Genomic DNA, 18,668 nt, shown 5'->3' on the forward strand with positions numbered 1-18,668 from the left:
GGTCAAGGGCGGCGGGGTCGGGTGCGCGGCGGGACAGCCGGAGCGGGGGGCCGAGCCCGGCGGTGCCCTCGGCGTCGAGCAGGTCGACCGGGATCTCGATGTGGACGGGCCGGGGACGTCCCTCCCCGAAGAAGGCGAACGCGCGCGCGACCGCCGCCGGGATCTCCGCGACCGAGGTCACCCGGTGGCTCCAGGCGCACACCGCGTCGAGGGCACGGGACTGGTCCTTGCTCTCGTGCAGGTACCCGCGGCCCTGGCGGGGATGCGAGGACGGGACGCCTGGCGAGACCAGCAGCACGGGCACCGAGTCGGAGTAGGCCTGGGCGAGCGCGGTCGCGGCGTTGAGGGCCGCGGGGCCCGTCGTGGTGACGGCCACGCCGGGACGGCCGCCCGCGCGGGCGTACCCGTCGGCGGCGTACCCGGCCCCCTGCTCGTGCCGGGGCGTCACGCAGCGGATCCCGGCCTTGACGAGCTCCTGGTAGACGGCCAGGTTGTGGGTGCCGGGGATCCCGAAGACGGTGTCCACCCCGTACGAGGCGAGCGCGGCCACCAGCGCCCCCGCTCCCGTGACACCGGGGCCGCCCGTGGCGGTGGGGCCGGGGTCTCCAGGGGCGGTCATGCGTTCCTCGCCAGGGAGCGGGAGATGATCAGGCGCTGGATGTCGGAGGTGCCTTCCTCGATCTCCTCCAGCTTGGCGTCCCGCATCCACTTCTCCACCAGGTACTCGCGGGAGTAGCCCCAGCCGCCGTGGGTCTGGACCGCCGCCCAGGTACACCACATGGCGTTCTCCGAGGCGGTCAGCTTGGCGATCGCGGACTCTTCCGCCACAGGCTCCCCCGCGTCGTACAGCGCCGCAGCCCGCATGGTGACAAGATGCGAAATATCGGCTTTAGCGGCCATATCGGCGAGCCGGAACGCCACCGCCTGATGCTCGATGATCTTCACCCCGAACTGCTCACGGTCCCGCGCGTACGCGAGCGAGGCGTCCAGGGCCGCGCGCGCCAGGCCCGTACAGGCGGCGCCGATCAGGATCCGGGAGGCGTCGAAGGTGCGCATCAGCCCGTAGAACCCCTGCCCCTCCTCGCCGAGCCGGTTCTCCACGGGCACCCGCACGTCGTCCAGGAACAGCTCGGCGCAGGCGATGCCGCGCTGGCCCATCTTCGGCATCGGGGTGCCGACCGTGAATCCCTCCGTGCCGCGCTCGACCACGAACGCCGTGATCCCGCGCGACCGCGTCCCGGGCGCGACCGTCGCGAACACCACGAACAGGTCCGCGTACGGGCCGTTGGAGATCCACGCCTTCGAGCCGGTGAGGAGGTAGGAGTCGCCGTCGCGCACGGCCCGCGTCGTCAGCGAGGCCGCGTCCGATCCCACACCGGGCTCGGTGACCGCGAGCGCCGTCAGCGGCGGGACACCGGTACAGAGCGGGGCGAGGAAGCGGCGCTTCTGCTCCTCGGTGCCGAGCTCCAGCACCGGGGCCGCGAAGAAGCCGTTGGAGGTGACCAGGTTCCCGATCGACACGTCACCGTGGCACAGCTCCTCCTGGATGAGGCACTGGGTCACCAGGTCCGCCACGCCCCCGCCGCCGTACTCCTCGGGCAGCATGTAGGAGGTCAGGCCCGCCTTGGCGGCCTTGTCCCAGATGTCGCGGGGCAGTTCGTGGTCGGCCTCGTCCACCTCGCGGGCGCGCGGCCTGATCTCCGCGGCGGCGAACTCGCGCGCCAGCCGTACGAAGTCCCGTTGCTCCTCGGTCAGTGCCGATCCGCTGCGTATGGGGCGAGTCATGGCGTTTCTCCTCCGGGGACGGGGGTGAGCGGGCGAAGGGGAGGCGCCGGGGCGGCGCGTGCGGGCACGGCGACCAGGACCATCGCCACCAGCAGGCATCCGCCGCCCACCAGCAGCGACCACCCGGCCGCCTCGCCCCACAGCAGCACGGCGAAGGCGGTCGCCCACAGCGGCTCGACCGACATGACGACGGCGGCGGTGGTCGAGGGCACGTGGGACTGCGCCCAGGTCTGCGCCAGGAAGGACAGCGCCCCGGCGGCGGTCGCCAGGTACACGAGGCCCGCCCAGTCCCCCGGCGACCCCGGCACGGCGATGCCGCCGGGCGCCGCCGCGACCGTCAGCACGCAGGCCAGCGTGCCGATCTGGACCAGCGTCAGCGCGTAGGCCTCCTCGGAACGGCTCCACCGGCCGAGCGCGACGACGTGGACCGCGTACAGGGCGGCGGACACCAGCGTGAGCGTCAGCCCGGCGCCCGGGATGGGCCCCCCGCCTCCCCCGGCCATCAGCATGAACGCGGCGAGCCCGGCGACGGTCAGTCCCACGGCCGTCCAGGCCCGCGCGGTGATCCTCGTGCGGAACCACATCAGCCCGAGCAGCGGGGTCATGACGACGTAGGAGCCGGTGACGAATCCGGAGACGAAGGACGGCAGCGTCGTGAGCCCGTACGTCTGGGTGACCAGCGCCGCGCTGTACACGAGCCCGAGCCCGACGCCGGCCCGCCAGGCCCGGGGGGCGAGCCCGCGCAGGGCCCCGGGGCGGATCGCGAGGAGCAGCGCCGCCGACATCAGGTAGCGCACGGCGAGCAGGTCCGTCACGGGCAGCCGGGTGACCATGTCCTTGACCAGGGGAAAGGTGGTGCCCCACACGGCCGTCACGCCCAGCAGCGCGGCGACGCCCGCGAGGTGCCGCGCGGCACGCGGCTCCAGAATGCCTTCGAGGGCCTTCACCGCAGGTCGTTCCTCAGGATGGCGCCGTTCTTCATGACGAAGGCGACCTCGGTGAAGGCGCCGACGTCGAAGGGACCCCGGACGGCGATCAGGTCGGCGTACTTGCCCGGCGCGACCGAGCCGACCCTGTCCTCCCAGCCCATGCACTCGGCTCCGGTCAGCGTGGCGGCGCGCAGCGCGCCCATCGGGCTCATGCCGTACTCGACCATCGTGCGCAGTTGCCGCGCCTGCATGCCGTGCGGGAAGCCTCCCGCGTCGGTGCCGAATCCGATCCTGACCCCGGCGCGCACCGCCTTGGCGAACGCCTCGCGCTGCGCCTCCGCGGTCTCGTCGTTCTTGCGCAGCCCTTCGGCGTCGAAGCCGTTGGTCGCGGCGGTCTCACGGATCCAGTCGGCCCACCAGATGTCGGCGGACAGGTAGGTGCCGTGCTCCAGCATGAGCTCGATGCCCTCGTCGTCCAGGTAGCAGGCGTGCTCGATCGAGCGCACCCCGGCCCTGACTGCCATCTTGACACCCTCGGCGCCGTGGGCGTGGGCCGCGACGTGCGCGCCGTACCAGGAGGCCTCCTGGACGGCGGCGCGCATCTGCTCCTCGGTGAGCTCGGGAGCGCCGGGCACGGTCCCCGCGGCCATCACCGCGCCCGTCGCGATGAGCTTGATCAGGTCGGCCCCGCCGTGCAGGATCTCGCGGACCCGCTCGCGCACGTCGTCCACGGTGCGTACGGACCCGAACCGCAGGTCGCGGGGAAGCTCGATGTCGTGGGCCAGACCGGTGATCATGCCGCCGCCGGACGACACCGTGACGTAGGCCCCGGCGACGGCCATGCGGGGCCCGATGACCGTGCCGTCGTCGATCGCGTCACGCAGGGCCGTGTCGACGAAGGCCCGGAAGGTGCCGACGTCGCGCACCGTCGTGAAGCCCGCGAGCACGGTGTCGCGTGCGTTGCGCACGCCGGCGAGGGCCTGCCGCGCGGCGCTGAGCTTCAGCTCCTGGACGAAATCGGCGCAGGCCGCGCCCCCGACCAGATGGGTGTGCAGGTCGATGAGGCCGGGCGCGAGGGTCACGTCGCCGAGGTCGGCGATCTCCACGCCCTCGGGGACGGGGGCCGTCCCGGGCAGGACCGCGGCGATCCTCTCGCCCTCCACGAGCACCGTCTGGTCGTCCCGTACGTGACCGGCCTCGACATCCACGAGCCGCGCGCATCGCAACGCGATCGCCATCAGAGATCCCTCCCACGCGTTTCCTGAGTCGCAACTCAAACACATCGGTGCTGAGCATGACAATGGGTGATTTGACTAAGTCGCGCCTCAGCTTTCGCGAGACAATTCCCGCTGTCGGCGCGCCAGGCGCGCTAGGGTTCCCCTGTGGCACGAGGATTCGGCCGGATACGTCGCGAAGATCTGCTCAGGACAGCCTGTGAAGTGATCACCGCGCAGGGCTTCGGGCACACGCGCACCGTCGACATCGCCCAGGCGGCCGGGGTCAGCCAGGGGCTGCTCTTCTACCACTTCGAGACCAAGGACAACCTGTTCGCGCAGGCGTTCGCGTACGCCGCGCAGCGCGACCTCGACGCGCTCACCAAGCTGGAGGAGGCGGGCGGTCCGCCGCTCGACCGGCTGCGCGACCTGCTCAAGCTCTACTCCCCCAGCGGCAAGTCCAAGTCGTGGGCGCTGTGGATCGACGCCTGGTCGGAGTCGCTGCGCGGCACCGCGCTCGAAGAGGTGTCCCGCACGATCGACCTGCGCTGGAAGCAGGCGCTGCGCACGATCCTCGACGACGGCATCGCCGAGGGGATCTTCCGGTGCCCCGACCCCGACGCCGCCACGTGGCGCATCGTGTCCCTCATCGACGGGCTCGCCGTCCAGGCCACCGTGCACAAGCGCGTGCTCACCCGCGCCCGCCTGGCCGAGCTGGTCCGTACGGCCACGGCCACCGAGCTCGGCATCTCCCCCGACGCCCTGGCGAGCTGACCCGGCGCCCGCGCCCAGGCCCCGTGATCGCGGTGGGGACCGGACGGGCCGCCGTTCCGGAAGCCCCGTGGTGTCCAGCGGCGGACTGGCAGGAAGCGGTCACCGGAGCGCAACTTGCTGCCTTTGATTCATCTGGTCCGCGGGCCGTGGAAACCGCAGAGTTGTTCTTGCGAGGACAAAATCCACAGCCGCAGGAAAAGAGCCCGAGAAATGAAGAACCCGATCGTCGCCCCGGCCCCTCCCAGGCCCGGCACCACCTGGGACGCGCCTTTCCCCTCCGACGGAAACCCCTGGAACTGAGGGGACACGCAGCGATGCTGGTCGTTCTGACGCTGCGCCGTATCATTGGAAAGCCGTCGGGCGAACCGCCGCTCGACGGAGAACGGATGCTCGCGCTGTTACCGCGACAATGGCGTAAGGATTTCAGGGAGGGCTCCGGATACATCGCCATCCGAATTCACACCGACGAGGACATCACCACCGCCCAGATACGCGCGCAGGTGGTCGCCGTTCTCACCAATCCGGAGGTCACCCGCTGGCGGCTGGTCTCCTGCGAGACCCTGACACACCACCAGAACCCCAAGAGAGGAAACCCGGCCACCATCACCCGGCACACGACCCAGCGCGCCCAGTGGAACTGACGTCGCGGGGCAGTGGGGGTCGTGGGCACCTGCCCCGGTGCGACTGAGGCCCGGAATGGCGGTGCGACGCCTGGTCACTCACATGTGGAGCGGGTAGCCCCGGGTGTCGAGGTCGAGGGCGAGGACTTCGCGGCGGTTGTGGCCGGCGAAGGTCACCTGTGGCCAGTCGCCGAACCGGCCGGCGGTGCCGGCGGGGATGCCATGTCCGGGGACGACGATGCGCTCCAGATGCGCCAGGTGCCGCCGATGCCCGAGGAGGGCGGGAAAGCCGAACGGGCCGGGGTGGTTGACCTTCCACAGGTCGAGGGTGGCCAGCCGTGCGACGACCGGAGAGCGGCTCAGCGTCGCGATATCCACGTGGGTTTCCCACAGTGCGAGATGGCGGAGGGCGGGCAGGGCGAGACCGGACAGCGTGTCGACCAGGGTCCACAGACACAGGTGGGTGAGGCGGTCGGTGGCGGAGAAGAAGCGCAGGACCGGGTCGAGGTGAGCGGTGCCGCCCCAGGTGCGGATCCGAAGGGATCGAAGCCGGCTCATGTCTGCGCTCGCGAGCAGGCCCCGGAGCCGGTGCCTGCCCATGAGGTCGATCCGCCACGGCTCACGCTTCGGGTCGAAGCCCAGCAGGCCCGGTGTCATGCCCTTGGCGGTGGCCAGGCCGTCGACGATCGAGACCACGTCCATGCAGTCGATGTACGCGTGGACCGCGGGTTCGTCCGGGACCAGGAGCAGGTGGTCGTCCAGCAGACCGTAGAAGTTCACCTGGGAGTCGACCCGCTCGATCGCCTCGCGCTCCGCGTGCCGCGCGGCCTGATCGTCCTCCCACAGGCGCAGCGCCTGCGCCTGGATCAGCGCGCCTGTCGCACCGCCGATCATCGCCGCGAACGCGAAGGCGTAGCCGGCGTCGTCCGCCGGGGTGCCCAGCACGCAGGGCGACGCCGCCTGCGGGCGTGGGGAGTAGCCGTCGGCGGCGTAGCGGTCGGCGGCCAGTTCGAAGTGTACGGCGGCGACGTCCTCGTCCACCTGGTCGATCAGCACCTCGACCCGGCTCCCACGACGCTCGCTGACCCGCGATCCCTGGCGTCGCAGCTCCACGTCCTCGCCGTGCGGATCGGCCAGCCGCATCGTCACATCGGGGGCGATCACGGTGGGATTATCCCTGATCGCAGCCGGACATACGCGGGCATGGTGCGCGGGTCCGTCCGGAGGGGGCCGCTGCCCAAGGCGGATCTTTACCGGACGAACCCGCGGTTCAGGGGTCCCGATCCCGGACGGTGCCGTGGACGGCCCGGGATCGCGTGCGGGTGGGCGCCGTGCGGCGCCTCCCGTGGTTCTCAGTGCGTGCTGGCGAACTGCTCGGCCTCGGTGGAGCCCTTGAGCGCCACCGTCGAGGAGTCCGGCGCGACGGCCGTGCTGATCAGGTCGAAGTACCCGGTGCCGACCTCCCGCTGGTGGCGGGTGGCGGTGTAGCCCCGCGCCTCGGCGGCGAACTCGGCCTCCTGCAGCTCGACGTACGCCGTCATGCCCTCGTCGGCGTAGCCGCGTGCCAGCTCGAACATCGAGTGGTTCAGCGAGTGGAAGCCCGCCAGGGTGATGAACTGGAAGGTGTAGCCCATGTGGCCCAGCTCTCGCTGGAACTTGGCGATGGTGGAGTCGTCCAGGTGCTGCTTCCAGTTGAACGACGGTGAGCAGTTGTAGGCGAGCATCTGGTCGGGGTACTCGGCCTTGATCGCCTCGGCGAACCGCCGCGCCACGTCCAGGTCGGGCGTGGAGGTCTCCATCCACAGCAGGTCGGAGTACGGCGTGTAGGCGAGCCCGCGCGCGATGCAGGCGTCCACCCCGTTGCGCACCCGGTAGAAGCCCTCGGCCGTACGGTCGCCGGTGGTGAAGGCCTGGTCGCGGGGATCGACGTCGCTGGTCAGGAGCGTCGCGGCCTGGGCGTCGGTCCGAGCGATGATCAGGGTGGGCACGTCGCACACGTCCGCCGCGAGGCGCGCGGCGTTGAGGGTCTTGATGTGCTGGCCGGTGGGGATCAGCACCTTGCCGCCGAGGTGGCCGCACTTCTTCTCCGAGGCGAGCTGGTCCTCCCAGTGCACCCCCGCCGCTCCTGCGGCGATCATGCCCTTCATGAGCTCGAAGGCGTTGAGGACGCCTCCGAAGCCGGCCTCGGCGTCGGCCACGATGGGCGCCAGCCAGTGCGGGGCCTTGGCGTCACCCTCGGACCAGGTGATCTGGTCTGCCCGGAGCAGGGCGTTGTTGATGCGGCGCACCACGGCCGGGACCGAGTTGGCCGGGTACAGGCTCTGGTCGGGGTAGGTCTGGCCGCCGAGGTTGGCGTCCGCCGCCACCTGCCATCCGGACAGGTAGATGGCCTTCAGCCCCGCCTTGACCTGCTGCACGGCCTGGTTGCCGGTCAGGGCGCCCAGCGCGTGCACGTACTCCTCGTTCTGCAGCAAGGACCACAACCGCTCGGCGCCAAGCCGTGCGAGAGTGTGCTCTTCCTGGACGGAACCGCGCAATCGAACGACGTCTTCGGCCGTATAGGTCCTCTCGACGTTCTTCCAGCGCGGGTTGCTCTCCCACTCTCGCCGCAGCTCGTCTGCAGCTCCCTTGAGGCGATCTTTCATTTTGACTCCTTTGGCGTCCTCTGGGCGCTTGCTTCGAGTCTGCGTTGGATCGGTGATCAGCGGCAAGGTTGATCGAGAGAAATATGCCTGATGTTTCGGGAAAAGTGAATACTCGCCGGTATTTTGCTGGCAAGAAATGCAAAGTTTTCATTATGGACTAGACCAATTCCTGTGACGCGGGTCACGCGAGAGCCGCGCCCCATATCGTGATTTATGCCGACAAATCAGGATGTTTCGCACAGGCAGTGATCTTCGCCGGCGGGTCAACGGCGGCATGACCCCAGCCGGACCCGTACCGACGCGGCCGTACGGCCGGACCTGGCGCGGTCGGGTGGAAGATGTGGCGAAATTGCGCTTAGGATCGTGGTATGGCGTCCTTGGTGGGAGAAGAACCGCTGTCTTTGACGCAGGAGCTCGACCTCCTCGCGTTCGGCCAGCGCCTGAGGCATCTGCGCAAGCAGCGCGGCCTCACCCTGTCCGAGCTCGGCGAGCGCGTCGGACGGGCGCCCAGCCAGCTCTCCCTCCTGGAGAACGGCAAGCGCGAGCCCAAGCTGTCGCTGCTGAAGTCGCTCGCCGCCGCGCTCACCGTGCCGGTGGAGGAGCTGCTGCGCCGGCAGGCCCCCAACCGCCGCGCCCAGCTGGAGATCGCCCTTGAGGAGGCGCAGCGCGACCCGATCTACGCCTCCCTCGGCCTGCCCCGGCTGAAGGTCTCCGCCCGAGTCCCCAACGACGTGCTGGAACACATCCTCGGCCTGTACGAGGAGCTGCGCTCGCGGCAGGCCAAGGGCACGGCGACGCCGGAGGAGGCCAGGGCCGCCAACGCCGAGCTCCGGCGCAAGCAGCGCGAGCAGGGCAACTACTTCGCCGAGATCGAGGCCGCCGCCGCCGAGGCGCTCGCGGCCGTGGGCTACCGTACGGGCGCGCTGTCGGCGGGCACCGTCCAGGCGCTCGTCACCCACTTCGGCTACGCGGTGCAGACCGCGCAGGACCTGCCCCGCTCGGTGCGGTCGATCACCGACCTGCGCAACCGCCGCATCTACGTCAAGCACGAGCAGCTCGGCATGCACACCCCGCGCACGATCCTGCTGCAGACCCTCGGCCACCTCGCGCTCGGCCACCACAAGCCCCGCGACTTCGCCGACTTCCTGCGGCAGCGCACCGAGGCCAACTACTTCGCCGCCGCCGTGCTGGTGCCCGAGACCGCGGCCGTGCCCTACCTCAAGGAGGCCAAGCAGGACCGGGCGCTGTCGGTCGAGGACCTGCGGGACGTGTTCGCGGTCTCGTACGAGATGGCCGCGCACCGCTTCACCAACCTGGCCACCCACCATCTCGACCTGGTCTGCCACTTCGTGCGCAACAACGCGGGCGGCATCATCTACAAGGCGTACGAGAACGACGGCATCGTGTTCCCCGCCGACGAGCAGGGGGCCATCGAGGGGCAGCGCATGTGCCTGCAGTGGTCGGGGCGGCAGGTGTTCCTCTCCCCGGACCGCTTCTCCGTCTACCACCAGTACTCGGACTCGCCGACCGGCACGTACTTCTGCAGCGCCCACGTGGATCCCTCGCGCGAGCGCGACTTCGCGATCACGCTCGGCGTGCCGTACAAGGAGTCCCGCTGGTTCCGTGGCAGGGACACCACCAACAGGTCCAAGTCGAACTGCCCGACGGGGGACTGCTGCCGCCGGCCCCCCGCCGAGCTGACGCAGCGCTGGGAGGGTTACGCATGGCCCTCGGCCCGCGCGAACTCCCACGTGCTCGCCGCACTGCCCCCCGGGTCCTTCCCCGGCGTCGACGAGGCCGACGTCTACTCGTTCCTCGAACGCCACGCGGGCGTCTGATCGCCCCACCGGCGGCGTCGTGCTGACCGACCGCTGCGACGCGCCGTGCTGGACGCGCCCTCCCAGGTCGCGCGAGGGTCGGTGACCCATTGACAGGAAAGCGCGGACCCTGCATCTTTGCAATGACAAGTTCGGCGTGCGGAAACAGCCTGCGGAGGTTTCCGCTACCGGTCGTCCCCGTGCAGATGTTCGGCCCGGTGTCGCCTGGTGATCGCGCAGGACAGGGTCGCGCGCGAGATCATGATCGACACCGCTCGCTTCGCCAACTACATCGGCATGGGGCGCTGGCAGCGCCCTGAAGAAAGATCATCAAAATGCGCTCTTTGTGGAAGATGCCGTTGATCGCGGCCCGCGATCGACGGTCCCCCGCCGGCAGAACGCGAATCCCCGAACCCATGGTCATGGACGACCCGGAATCCGTCGCGCAGTTTCACCATGGCGGCGTCATGGGGAGCGGATTCCGTTCGGTGTACGACCTCAACGCGCGGGCGCTGAATGTCCTGCTCCCGAAGGGCGGGAGGCTGCTGGACCTGGGCTCAGGCTCCGGCCAGGCCCTCGCCTACCTCGCCGGAAGACGCCCTGACGTCACCATCACCGGTCTGGATCTCTCGCCCACCATGCTGTCGACCGGACGCGCCATGCTCAGGTCGGAGCACCTTGACAAGCGCGTGAGCCTCGTGCGGGCCGACATCACGGCGATCCCCGATGAGATCGCGGAGCAGCACTGGGACGCGGTCTCCTGCGTCTGGACGCTCCACCAGCTACCGGACGTCGAAATCCTGTCCGCCGCGCTGCGGCAGATCTCCGTTCTCCGGAAGTCGCACGGCGCGGCGGTGTGGATCCTCGATTTCCAGCGCCTGCGCGACCCCCGCACGATGCCCGACGTGATCGACGTGGCCGAACCGGGGTATCCCGCGAAGCTGCGGCAGGACGGCATCGACAGCGAGGCCGCGGCCTTCACGCGGGACGAGCTCCAGTCCCACCTGGCGTCCGCCGGGCTCGGGGACCTCGAATCGGGACTCGCCTCTCCGATTCCGTACCTGCATGCCTTCTGGAGTCCGGGCGCCGAGCGCAAGCCTCAGGACGAAACACTCTGGAACGACCTTCGCCAAACGGGCCGTGCGCGCCTGGACACCGCGCTGCTGCGACGTGGATTCCACCCACGGCCGTTCTGACGCCCGGGGCCGGCCCGCCGAGCCGCTGCTCGGCGGTCACCGGCGCCGCGTGCCGATGGTCCTCTTCAAGCAGCATCAGGCCCCTGTTCGAATCGGCACGCACAGGCCCGGCGGCGCCTTCCTACTGAAAGTCGAACTCGTCGGCGCGAACGCCGGCCAGGAAGGCGTCCCACTCGGCCCGGGTGTAGATGATCACCGGCCCCTCAGGCTGACGACTGTGCCGCACCGCGATCCGCCCACTCCCATCCAGCAACGGACCAGCCTCGACGCAGTTAGGACCACCATCCGGGCTGAAGCTACTGATGTGCCACGCTGCTAAGGGTTCGTACTGAGAGGTCATCAGTTTCCTCGCCTGAGACTACGTCAGCCCATCGACAATATTTTGAATCAACTTGCTTGACTCTGATAGATCCAGAGCGTCCGCTCGGATGTGTTCGAGCTTCAGCATAAACCGCCGCACTTCACTCGTCTCCACGTAAATACCTCCCCCAGGCGTATCCATGTAGGCCACCTCAGGGTATGGCTCCGGCATGTCGAAGATCCTAAATGCCCCCTCCGGGCTTGCATGCGCGCCGGAGGAAAAGGGCAAGACGCGGATCTCGATGTGAGGACGTTCGGTCAGCGCAAGAAGATGCTCAAGCTGGGCCTTGAGCACGGCCTGGCCCCCTTGGCATCGGTGCAGGACGCTTTCATCCAAGATCGCCTCGATGTATGGCGGCTCGGGATCCGTGAGGATCTGCTGGCGGGTGAGACGGAACCGGATACCAGAGGTGATCTGGATCGGGGAGGAGTCGACGATGGCCGCCTGAACGGCCTCCATGTACGGGCGGGTCTGGAGCAACCCTGGAATCACCAGCGCGTCGAACGAACAGATTCGGCTGGCGCGGGATTCGACCCAGGCGTAGTCGACCATGACTTTGGACAGGTCCTCTGAGTAACCGTCCCACCAGCCGCTCTGCCACACCTCCCCCGCCAGTTTGAGCAGCCCGTCCCGGCGGCGTGCTTCGGTGACACCGTACAGATCCAGCATCGCGAGCACATCCGGGGTCCTCGCGGGATAGATCCCAGCCTCTATGCGGCTCACAGTTCCACCATCGCGCTGGATGAACCCACCGGCCTCCTTGAGTGTGAGACCGCTCATCTCTCGCAGTTCTCGTAGCTCCCGCCCGAGCCATTGCGCTCGCAAGGTTAGCGCTCGCTTCGCGTTCATAGGTACTGCACCCCTTGTCACGATTTTGGGTTATAGATTCCGCTTCCGGCCAATACAAATTTGTCTTTTTATGCGAATGACCTCGCATGACTGCCTCAGACATGTCATCTTCAGTGACGGATCGTACACACAGAGTTGCGTCCCCGATGTCGGTCCGAAGAAGTGGGGCATTGGACCTGTTATGACAAGGAGGCGAATCCATGGACGCCGATCAACCCTCTCGGTGTCCCAAGGACCCGGCGCATGACCAGGCCATGCTGGTACGGACGCTCAATCGGCGGTTCGAGGGGTGGAGCGTCTGGTACGGCGAAGCGACCGGGCGCTGGTGGGCGGTCGGACCGCGATGGGGTCACGGCCTGGCGGGGCTGGTCGAGGCGGGCACCCCGGAGGAACTGGTCCTGCGCATGAACCGGATCGAGCAGTCCTATCCCTACACCGCATGCGACCCACCCGCTGACCCCCGCGAGCTGCCCGGACCGCCACCGGCAGACCAACGCCCTCGACGCTGATCAACCTCACACGGTTCTGGAACGTTCCTCAGCACAGAACAGAAAGGGAAGTATCCGATGATCGCGATGCGTCCTCGCGCACTGGCCTCGGCCCTCGGCGGCATCACCGCGTTCCTGCGCTCGACTCCCAAGCCCACCCAGGGCTCCGCCCCGAAGTCCACTTCGGCTCCGGCACCTGCCGCACAGGCACGAACGCTCTCCGGTCCCGCCGCGCTCGCTGGCCTCCCGACGCTCTCCCGTCGGTTCGCTCCCTCGGCCTCCCAGGTGAAACCCGCCCGCGCGTTCGTCGCCGGTCTCCTCGGTGACGAACACCCCTGCCTGGACGACGCCATGCTCCTCACCAGCGAGCTCGCGGCCAACGTCGTACGGCATGCCGTCGAGCGCGAGTTCCTCGTTTCGGTGGCCTTCCCGGGCACCGCGGTGATGGTCACGGTCGAGGACGGCGGGTCGTCCAAGATCCCCCATCTGAGGAGGCCCGCCGACGACGAGACCGACGGCCGTGGCCTCGCGCTCGTCGACACCCTCGCGTCCCGCTGGGGCTTCGAACGCCGCCCCGCCGGCACCCTCGTCTGGTTCGAACTCGCCCACCCCACCCCCGACCATACGTACTGACCCGGCCGCTGTCCGGCACGTCGCGCGGGCGCGGGCGCGGAAGGAAGAAACCAGGCATGGGGGCGACGTGCCTCACGGTCCCCTGCTCTGCCAGCGGGTCATCCTTTCGGGTTCGTGGCGTTTCTCGAGCGGTCACAGCGGCTGTGGTGGTCGATCGATAGAGTTGGGACGGATCTGGTTCCACCGCGAAAGGCTCAAGATCACCCGTGGCTGATTCATTCGTTCACCTGCATGTTCACACTGAGTACTCGATGCTCGACGGCGCGGCCAAGATCAATAAGCTGGCCGCGCGAGCGGCCGAGCTCGGCATGCCGGCGATCGCGATGAGCGACCACGGCAACATGTTCGGCGCCTACGAGTTCCAGTCGAAGATGAAGGCCGCCGGGGTGAAGCCGATCATCGGGATCGAGGGCTACGTCAGCCCCGAGTCCCGCCACTACAAGAAGCCGGTCTTCTGGGGAGAGCCTCACCAGCGCAAGTCCGACGAGCGCACCGGCCTCGGTGGTGACGTCTCGGCCACCGGCACCTACCTGCACAAGACGATGTGGGCCGTCAACGCCCAGGGCCTGCGCAACCTGTTCCGCATCTCTTCCCTGGCCTCGCTCGAAGGCCACATGAAGAAGTACCCGCGCATGGACGACGAGCTCTTCGAGCAGTACCACGAAGGGATCGTCGCCACCACCGGCTGCCCGTCTGGCGCCGTCCAGACCCGCCTTCGGCTCGGGCAGTACGACAAGGCGCTGGAGCACGCCGCCAAGTACCAGGAGATCTTCGGCCGCGACAACTACTTCCTGGAGATCATGGATCACGGTGGGATCCCGATCGAGACGGGGGTCCGCAATGAGCTGCTGCGGATCGGCGAGACCCTCGGCATCCCGCCGCTGGTCACCAACGACTCCCACTACGTCACCGAAGACCAGTCGACCGCGCACGACGCTCTGCTCTGCGTCGGCACCAACTCCCAGATCAGCGACCCGACCAGGTTCCGGTTCTCCGGCAACGGCTACTACGTGCGCTCCGCCGAGGAGATGTGGGCCCTCGACCCGAGCTCCGAGATCTGGGCCCAGGGCTGCAAGAACACCCTTCTGATCGCCGAGCGCGTCGAGTCCTACGACGAGGTGTTCGCCCACCGCGACCTCGCCGCGAAGTTCCCGGTCCCCGAAGGGGAGACCGAGATGAGCTGGCTGCGCAAGGAGGCCCAGCGCGGCGCGGTCCGCCGGTACGGCGACCCCGTGCCGGCCGAGGTCCAAGAGCGCATCGAGTACGAGCTCGGCGTCATCGAGAACATGGGGTTCCCCGGCTACTTCCTCGTCGTCGCCGACATCTGCCAGTACGCCCGTGACAACGGCATCTGGATCGGCCCGGGCCGCGGATCGGCCACCGGCTCCATGGTGGCCTACGTCACCGGTATCACCGAGCTCGACCCCATCGAGCACTCCCTGCTGTTCGAGCGGTTCCTGAACCCCGAACGCATCTCCATGCCCGACGTCGACCTGGACTTCGACGAGCGCAGGCGCGGCGACATGATCCGATACGTCACCGAGCGCTACGGCGAGGACAACGTCTCGCTGATCATCACCTACATGACGATCAAGTCGAAGGCGGCCGTCAAGGACGCGGCCCGCGTCCTCGGCTATCCCTTCCCGGTCGGGGAGAAGATCACCAAGGCGTTCCCGCCGGCCGTCATGGGCAAGGAGATCCCGCTCACGGGCATCTTCGACGAGAAGCACCCCCGGTACGCCGAGGCGACCGAGCTGCGCAAGCTGTACGAAGAGGACCAGGACGTCAAGCAGGTCATCGACACCGCTCTCGGCCTGGAGGGGCTGACCCGGGGCACCGGGGTCCACGCCGCGGGCGTCATCCTGTCGTCGCAGCCCCTGCTCGACGTCATGCCGATCTTCATGCGGCCGGACGACGGCGCGCGCATCACCGGCTTCGACGGGCCCAGCAGCGAGAACATGGGCGCGTTGAAGATGGACTTCCTCGGCCTGCGCAACCTCACCGTCATCGGTGACGCCGTCCAGAACGTCAAGGACAACCGCGGGGTCGACCTCGACATGCTCACGCTGGCCCTGGACGACAAGAAGACCTACGAGCTGCTGGCCCGCGGTGACACGCTCGGCGTGTTCCAGCTCGACAGCTCGATGATGCGCGACCTCACCAAGCTGATCGCCCCGGCCCGGTTCGAAGACATCTCGTCGGTCCTGGCGCTGGGCCGCCCCGGTCCGATGGGGGCCAACGCCCACGTCAACTACGCGCTTCGCAAGGCCGGGCAGCAGGACATCACGCCGATCCACCCCGAGCTCAAGGAGTCCCTGGAGCCGATCCTCGGCACGACCTACCACCTGGTGGTCTACCAAGAGCAGGTCATGGCCATCGCCCAGCAGCTGGCCGGGTACACCCTGGGCGGCGCCGACATCCTCCGCCGCGCGATGGGCAAGAAGAAGAAGGAGGAGATGGACAAGCAGTGGGCCACCTTCTCCTCCGGCATGGTCGGCAGGGGGTACACCGAGGAGGCGGCCAAGGCCGTCTGGGACGTCCTGGAGCCGTTCAGCTCCTACGGGTTCAACAAGTCCCACACCGCCGGCTACGGGCTCGTGTCCTACTGGACCGCCTACCTCAAGGCCAACTACCCGGCCGAGTACATGGCCGCCCTGCTCACCTCGGTCGGCACCAACAAGGACCGCATGGCGCTCTACCTCGCGGAGTGCCGGCGCATGAAGGTGAAGGTCCTGCCGCCCGACGTCAACGAGTCAGGGCTGCGGTTCAGCGCCGTCGGTGAGGACGTCCGGTTCGGGCTCGGCGCGGTGCAGAACATCGGTGAGAACGCCATCAACGGCATCATCACCTCCCGCACGAAGAAGGGCGCCTTCAGCGACTTCAACGACTTCCTGACCAAGGTCCCGCAGGTCGTGTGCAACAAGAGGACCATCGAGTCGCTGATCAAGGCCGGGGCGTTCGACGGGCTCGGCCACACCCGGCGGGGACTGGTCCAGATCCACGACCAGGCCGTCGACTCGGTCATCGACGTCAAGCGCAAGGAGGCCCTGGGCCAGGACTCGCTGTTCGGCGCGTTCGACGACGACGACGGCGGAAGCAGCGTCTTCCGCGTCGTGGTCCCCGACGGCGAGTGGGACAAGAAGACCAAGCTGTCCTTCGAGCGCGAGATGCTCGGCCTCTACGTCTCCGATCATCCGCTCAACGGCGCCGAGCGCGTCCTTGAGCGCAACCGCGACCTCTCCATCGCCCAGGTCCTGGAGGGCCAGGCGGGGTTCGGCAACGTCCGCATCGCCGGCATCATCTCCGGCGTCGACAAGAAGGTCACCAAGAAGGGCGACGTCTGGGCCATCCTCAAGATCGAGGACCACGACGCGTCCATCGAGGTGCCCTGCTTCCCTCAGACCTACCAGCTGTACGGGAGCAACCTCGCGCCCGACCTGGTCGTCTCCGTCACCGGCCGCATCCGCTCACGCGGCGACGGTGAGGACGCCACCGTGTCGTTCAACGCCACCGACATCGCGTTCCTCGACATCTCCGGCATCCAGGCCGACGGGCGCGAACCCGTGGTCATCGCCCTGCGCGAGGAACGCGTCACCGAGGACCTCGTCAGCGAGCTCAAGCGGATCCTGATGGTGCACTCCGGCGACACGCCCGTCCACCTGCGCATGGAGCGCCTCAACCGGAGGATCAGCGTCGTCGAGCTGCCCGACTACCGGGTGAACGTCAACACCGGAGCGTTCGCGGGCGACATCAAGGTCCTCCTCGGCCCCAACGCCCTCGTCGGCCCCTGACAGAGCACTCCGCAACAGGGCAGACGGTGGACGCGAAGGCGTCCACCGTCGACGAGCGTGATCGCTCTCAGAGGCGGGGGCGGGCGGCGCGGGCGTACCAGCGGCCGTCGGCTCGGGCGAGGGAGAGCCTGCGGCCGAAGCACTCGCTGAGGTTCTCGCCGGTGAGCACCTCGTCCACCGGGCCGGCCGCGAGGACGCGCGCGTCACGGACGAGCAGCGCGTGAGTGGTGGTCGCCGGCACCTCCTCCAGGTGGTGGGTGACCAGCACCGTCGTCAGCGCCGGACGGCTCCCGGCCAGGTCCTCGATCGCGGTGATCAGATCCTCCCTGCCGGGGAGGTCGAGACCCGCGAACGGCTCGTCGAGCAGCAGGATCGCCGGGTCGGCCATGAGCGCCCGCGCGATGCGCACCCGGCCCCGCTCACCCTGGGAGCACACCCTGAACGGCCGGTCGCCCAGGTCCTTGCAGCCGAGGTCGGCCAGCAGCGCGTCGGCCCTGTCGCGCTCCCTCGGCCCGTAACGGTCCCACAGCGGAGCGCTGCTGCCTGTGTAACCGGTGAGCACGACCGTCTGGGTGGTGAGCCCCTCCTCCTCCATCAGCTCCTCGTCGACGAGCCGCTGGCTCGCGGCGACCAGGCCGATGTGGCGGCGCAGCTCGCGAAGGTCGACCCGGCCCAGCCGATGGCCGAGCACCCTGGCCGTGCCCGAGCTGGGGTGGCGTACGGCCGCGGCCACCGACAGCAGCGTGGTCTTCCCCGCCCCGTTCGGCCCGAGGACCACCCAATGCTCGCCGTACTCCACCCGCCAGTCGATGCCGGCCAGGAGTGTGCGGCCCACGACCTTCACGGTCACGCCGGTCACCTCCAGCGCGGCCCCGGCGCTGCGGTCATGGTTGATCTGCGAACCCATCGCGCCAGCATAGGAGCAAAGCCCCCGCGACGGGTTCGCAGGGTGATCTGATCCAGTGACCTTGGGCCGCATCGCCCTGATCCTTCTACACCGGCGGTCAGGCGGGCGGGGTGTCGCTGAGCGTGGGGTCCGGCGGGGACGGCGTCGGCTCGGGGGACTCGCCGTCACCCCACTCGGGGACCTGGCTGATGCTGATCGTCGGCTTGGGAGGGCTATTGGTGGGCGAGGGTTCCTGCGTCGGGCCCTTGGTCGGCTTGCAGGGCTTCTCCTTGCCGCGCTTGTTCGTACACGTCTCGGGGTCGTCGGGAGGAGGCTGCTGGGTGGTGCGCACGGACGTGGGCGAGGGCATGCGGGTCTGCCACTGGGCGTCGGGCACGGGCGTGCCGCCGCCGCTGGGCTCGCCCTGCCGCGACATCGCCAGGGTCGGGGTGGGCGTGAACCCCGGCAGCCGCCCGGGGCCGCGGGTGCTGGAAGGCTCGCCGGCCGCGGCCCTGGACCCCGAGGTCTCCAGCACCTCCACGGGAACGCGGGAGCCCTCGATCGGCACCACCACCGGGATCCGGCCCCACCGGCAGCCGTCGCCGTCCTTGGGCCACTCGACAGTGTCGAATCGGCCCCGGCCCTTGAAACGTGGGAACCCGGGCGTGCGGCCTGCTTTG

The 18,668-nt window shown here is 68.9% G+C and carries 16 protein-coding genes and 1 pseudogene; 7 read left to right on the top strand and 10 right to left on the bottom strand.

The genetic code is table 11. From position 1 onward, the window contains the following. From AB0B89_RS25720 to AB0B89_RS25735, 4 genes are all read right to left on the bottom strand, one after another. On the bottom strand, positions 1–619 hold a 619-nt coding region (locus AB0B89_RS25720), incomplete at its 3' end, for a thiamine pyrophosphate-binding protein (RefSeq protein ID WP_358557791.1). Then, entirely contained in the window at positions 616–1,785 is a 1,170-nt protein-coding gene (locus AB0B89_RS25725; RefSeq protein ID WP_358557794.1) for an acyl-CoA dehydrogenase family protein, read from the bottom strand. The genes AB0B89_RS25725 and AB0B89_RS25720, both read right to left, overlap by 4 nt. Beyond that, a complete protein-coding gene (locus AB0B89_RS25730) occupies positions 1,782–2,732 on the bottom strand; it encodes a DMT family transporter (RefSeq protein ID WP_358557797.1) in 951 nt (316 codons plus the stop codon). Before AB0B89_RS25730 ends, AB0B89_RS25725 begins: the two co-directional genes overlap by 4 nt. After that, positions 2,729–3,952, bottom strand: a complete 1,224-nt coding sequence (locus AB0B89_RS25735) for an amidohydrolase family protein (protein ID WP_358557800.1) — start codon at positions 3,950–3,952, stop codon at positions 2,729–2,731. Before AB0B89_RS25735 ends, AB0B89_RS25730 begins: the two co-directional genes overlap by 4 nt. A 144-nt stretch (positions 3,953–4,096) precedes the next feature. Between AB0B89_RS25735 and AB0B89_RS25740 the strand changes: the two genes are divergently transcribed. Beyond that, positions 4,097–4,702 carry a TetR family transcriptional regulator C-terminal domain-containing protein gene (locus AB0B89_RS25740; protein ID WP_358557803.1) on the top strand — a complete coding sequence of 202 codons (606 nt, stop codon included), beginning with the start codon at positions 4,097–4,099 and terminating at the stop codon, positions 4,700–4,702. 314 nt (positions 4,703–5,016) lie between these two features. Continuing rightward, positions 5,017–5,343 carry a hypothetical protein gene (locus AB0B89_RS25745; RefSeq protein WP_358557806.1) on the top strand — a complete coding sequence of 109 codons (327 nt, stop codon included), beginning with the start codon at positions 5,017–5,019 and terminating at the stop codon, positions 5,341–5,343. Between the two features lie 78 nt (positions 5,344–5,421). Here AB0B89_RS25745 and AB0B89_RS25750 read toward each other — a convergent pair whose 3' ends face one another. Both AB0B89_RS25750 and aceA read right to left on the bottom strand, forming a co-directional pair. Beyond that, on the bottom strand, positions 5,422–6,486 hold the full coding sequence (locus AB0B89_RS25750) for a hypothetical protein (RefSeq protein ID WP_358557809.1): 1,065 nt from the start codon (positions 6,484–6,486) through the stop codon (positions 5,422–5,424). A 188-nt stretch (positions 6,487–6,674) separates the two neighbouring features. Continuing rightward, positions 6,675–7,967: an isocitrate lyase gene (gene aceA / locus AB0B89_RS25755; RefSeq protein ID WP_358557812.1), complete on the bottom strand. Its 1,293-nt coding sequence runs from the start codon at positions 7,965–7,967 to the stop codon at positions 6,675–6,677. Positions 7,968–8,368: 401 nt separating this feature from the next. Here aceA and AB0B89_RS25760 point away from each other — a divergent pair, with 401 nt between their 5' ends. Together AB0B89_RS25760 and AB0B89_RS25765 are read left to right on the top strand one after the other, a co-directional pair. After that, complete coding sequence (locus AB0B89_RS25760) at positions 8,369–9,805, top strand: helix-turn-helix domain-containing protein (RefSeq protein WP_358557835.1); 1,437 nt, start codon at positions 8,369–8,371, stop codon at positions 9,803–9,805. Between the two features lie 446 nt (positions 9,806–10,251). After that, the gene (locus AB0B89_RS25765; RefSeq protein WP_358557815.1) at positions 10,252–10,980 is read left to right on the top strand and encodes a class I SAM-dependent methyltransferase; all 729 of its coding nucleotides are present in this window, start codon (positions 10,252–10,254) and stop codon (positions 10,978–10,980) included. A 121-nt stretch (positions 10,981–11,101) separates the two neighbouring features. Here AB0B89_RS25765 and AB0B89_RS25770 read toward each other — a convergent pair whose 3' ends face one another. Continuing rightward, on the bottom strand, positions 11,102–11,320 hold the full coding sequence (locus AB0B89_RS25770; RefSeq protein WP_358557818.1) for a DUF397 domain-containing protein: 219 nt from the start codon (positions 11,318–11,320) through the stop codon (positions 11,102–11,104). Between the two features lie 18 nt (positions 11,321–11,338). Then, positions 11,339–12,190, bottom strand: coding sequence for a helix-turn-helix transcriptional regulator (locus AB0B89_RS25775; RefSeq protein ID WP_358557820.1), 852 nt, complete (start codon positions 12,188–12,190; stop codon positions 11,339–11,341). Between the two features lie 200 nt (positions 12,191–12,390). On the opposite strand from AB0B89_RS25775, the gene AB0B89_RS25780 reads away from it, so the two are divergent. From AB0B89_RS25780 to dnaE, 3 genes are all read left to right on the top strand, one after another. After that, on the top strand, positions 12,391–12,699 hold the full coding sequence (locus AB0B89_RS25780) for a hypothetical protein (RefSeq protein ID WP_358557823.1): 309 nt from the start codon (positions 12,391–12,393) through the stop codon (positions 12,697–12,699). 66 nt (positions 12,700–12,765) lie between these two features. Beyond that, positions 12,766–13,311: an ATP-binding protein gene (locus tag AB0B89_RS25785; RefSeq protein WP_358557826.1), complete on the top strand. Its 546-nt coding sequence runs from the start codon at positions 12,766–12,768 to the stop codon at positions 13,309–13,311. Positions 13,312–13,517: 206 nt separating this feature from the next. Beyond that, a complete protein-coding gene (gene dnaE / locus AB0B89_RS25790; RefSeq protein ID WP_358557829.1) occupies positions 13,518–17,102 on the top strand; it encodes a DNA polymerase III subunit alpha in 3,585 nt (1,194 codons plus the stop codon). Between the two features lie 67 nt (positions 17,103–17,169). Here dnaE and AB0B89_RS25795 read toward each other — a convergent pair whose 3' ends face one another. Together AB0B89_RS25795 and AB0B89_RS25800 are read right to left on the bottom strand one after the other, a co-directional pair. Further along, the gene (locus AB0B89_RS25795) at positions 17,170–18,009 is read right to left on the bottom strand and encodes an ATP-binding cassette domain-containing protein (protein WP_358557832.1); all 840 of its coding nucleotides are present in this window, start codon (positions 18,007–18,009) and stop codon (positions 17,170–17,172) included. Between the two features lie 97 nt (positions 18,010–18,106). After that, positions 18,107–18,668 (bottom strand): annotated as a pseudogene (locus tag AB0B89_RS25800) (hypothetical protein); the annotation flags it as partial.

Origin of the sequence: Sphaerisporangium sp. NPDC049002 (assembly GCF_040649355.1) — a bacterium.
In the GTDB taxonomy this organism is placed as follows: domain Bacteria; phylum Actinomycetota; class Actinomycetes; order Streptosporangiales; family Streptosporangiaceae; genus Sphaerisporangium.

What these genes read in the sequence shown, in the direction of transcription:
- AB0B89_RS25735 (WP_358557800.1), bottom strand. Translation starts at nt 3,952, where the DNA reads ATGGCGATCGCGTTGCGATGCGCGCGGCTCGTGGATGTCGAGGCCGGT.
- AB0B89_RS25795 (WP_358557832.1), bottom strand. Translation starts at nt 18,009, where the DNA reads ATGGGTTCGCAGATCAACCATGACCGCAGCGCCGGGGCCGCGCTGGAG.
- AB0B89_RS25725 (WP_358557794.1), bottom strand. Translation starts at nt 1,785, where the DNA reads ATGACTCGCCCCATACGCAGCGGATCGGCACTGACCGAGGAGCAACGG.
- AB0B89_RS25785 (WP_358557826.1), top strand. Translation starts at nt 12,766, where the DNA reads ATGCGTCCTCGCGCACTGGCCTCGGCCCTCGGCGGCATCACCGCGTTC.
- AB0B89_RS25745 (WP_358557806.1), top strand. Translation starts at nt 5,017, where the DNA reads ATGCTGGTCGTTCTGACGCTGCGCCGTATCATTGGAAAGCCGTCGGGC.
- AB0B89_RS25780 (WP_358557823.1), top strand. Translation starts at nt 12,391, where the DNA reads ATGGACGCCGATCAACCCTCTCGGTGTCCCAAGGACCCGGCGCATGAC.
- AB0B89_RS25770 (WP_358557818.1), bottom strand. Translation starts at nt 11,320, where the DNA reads ATGACCTCTCAGTACGAACCCTTAGCAGCGTGGCACATCAGTAGCTTC.
- aceA (WP_358557812.1), bottom strand. Translation starts at nt 7,967, where the DNA reads ATGAAAGATCGCCTCAAGGGAGCTGCAGACGAGCTGCGGCGAGAGTGG.
- AB0B89_RS25775 (WP_358557820.1), bottom strand. Translation starts at nt 12,190, where the DNA reads ATGAACGCGAAGCGAGCGCTAACCTTGCGAGCGCAATGGCTCGGGCGG.
- AB0B89_RS25765 (WP_358557815.1), top strand. Translation starts at nt 10,252, where the DNA reads ATGGGGAGCGGATTCCGTTCGGTGTACGACCTCAACGCGCGGGCGCTG.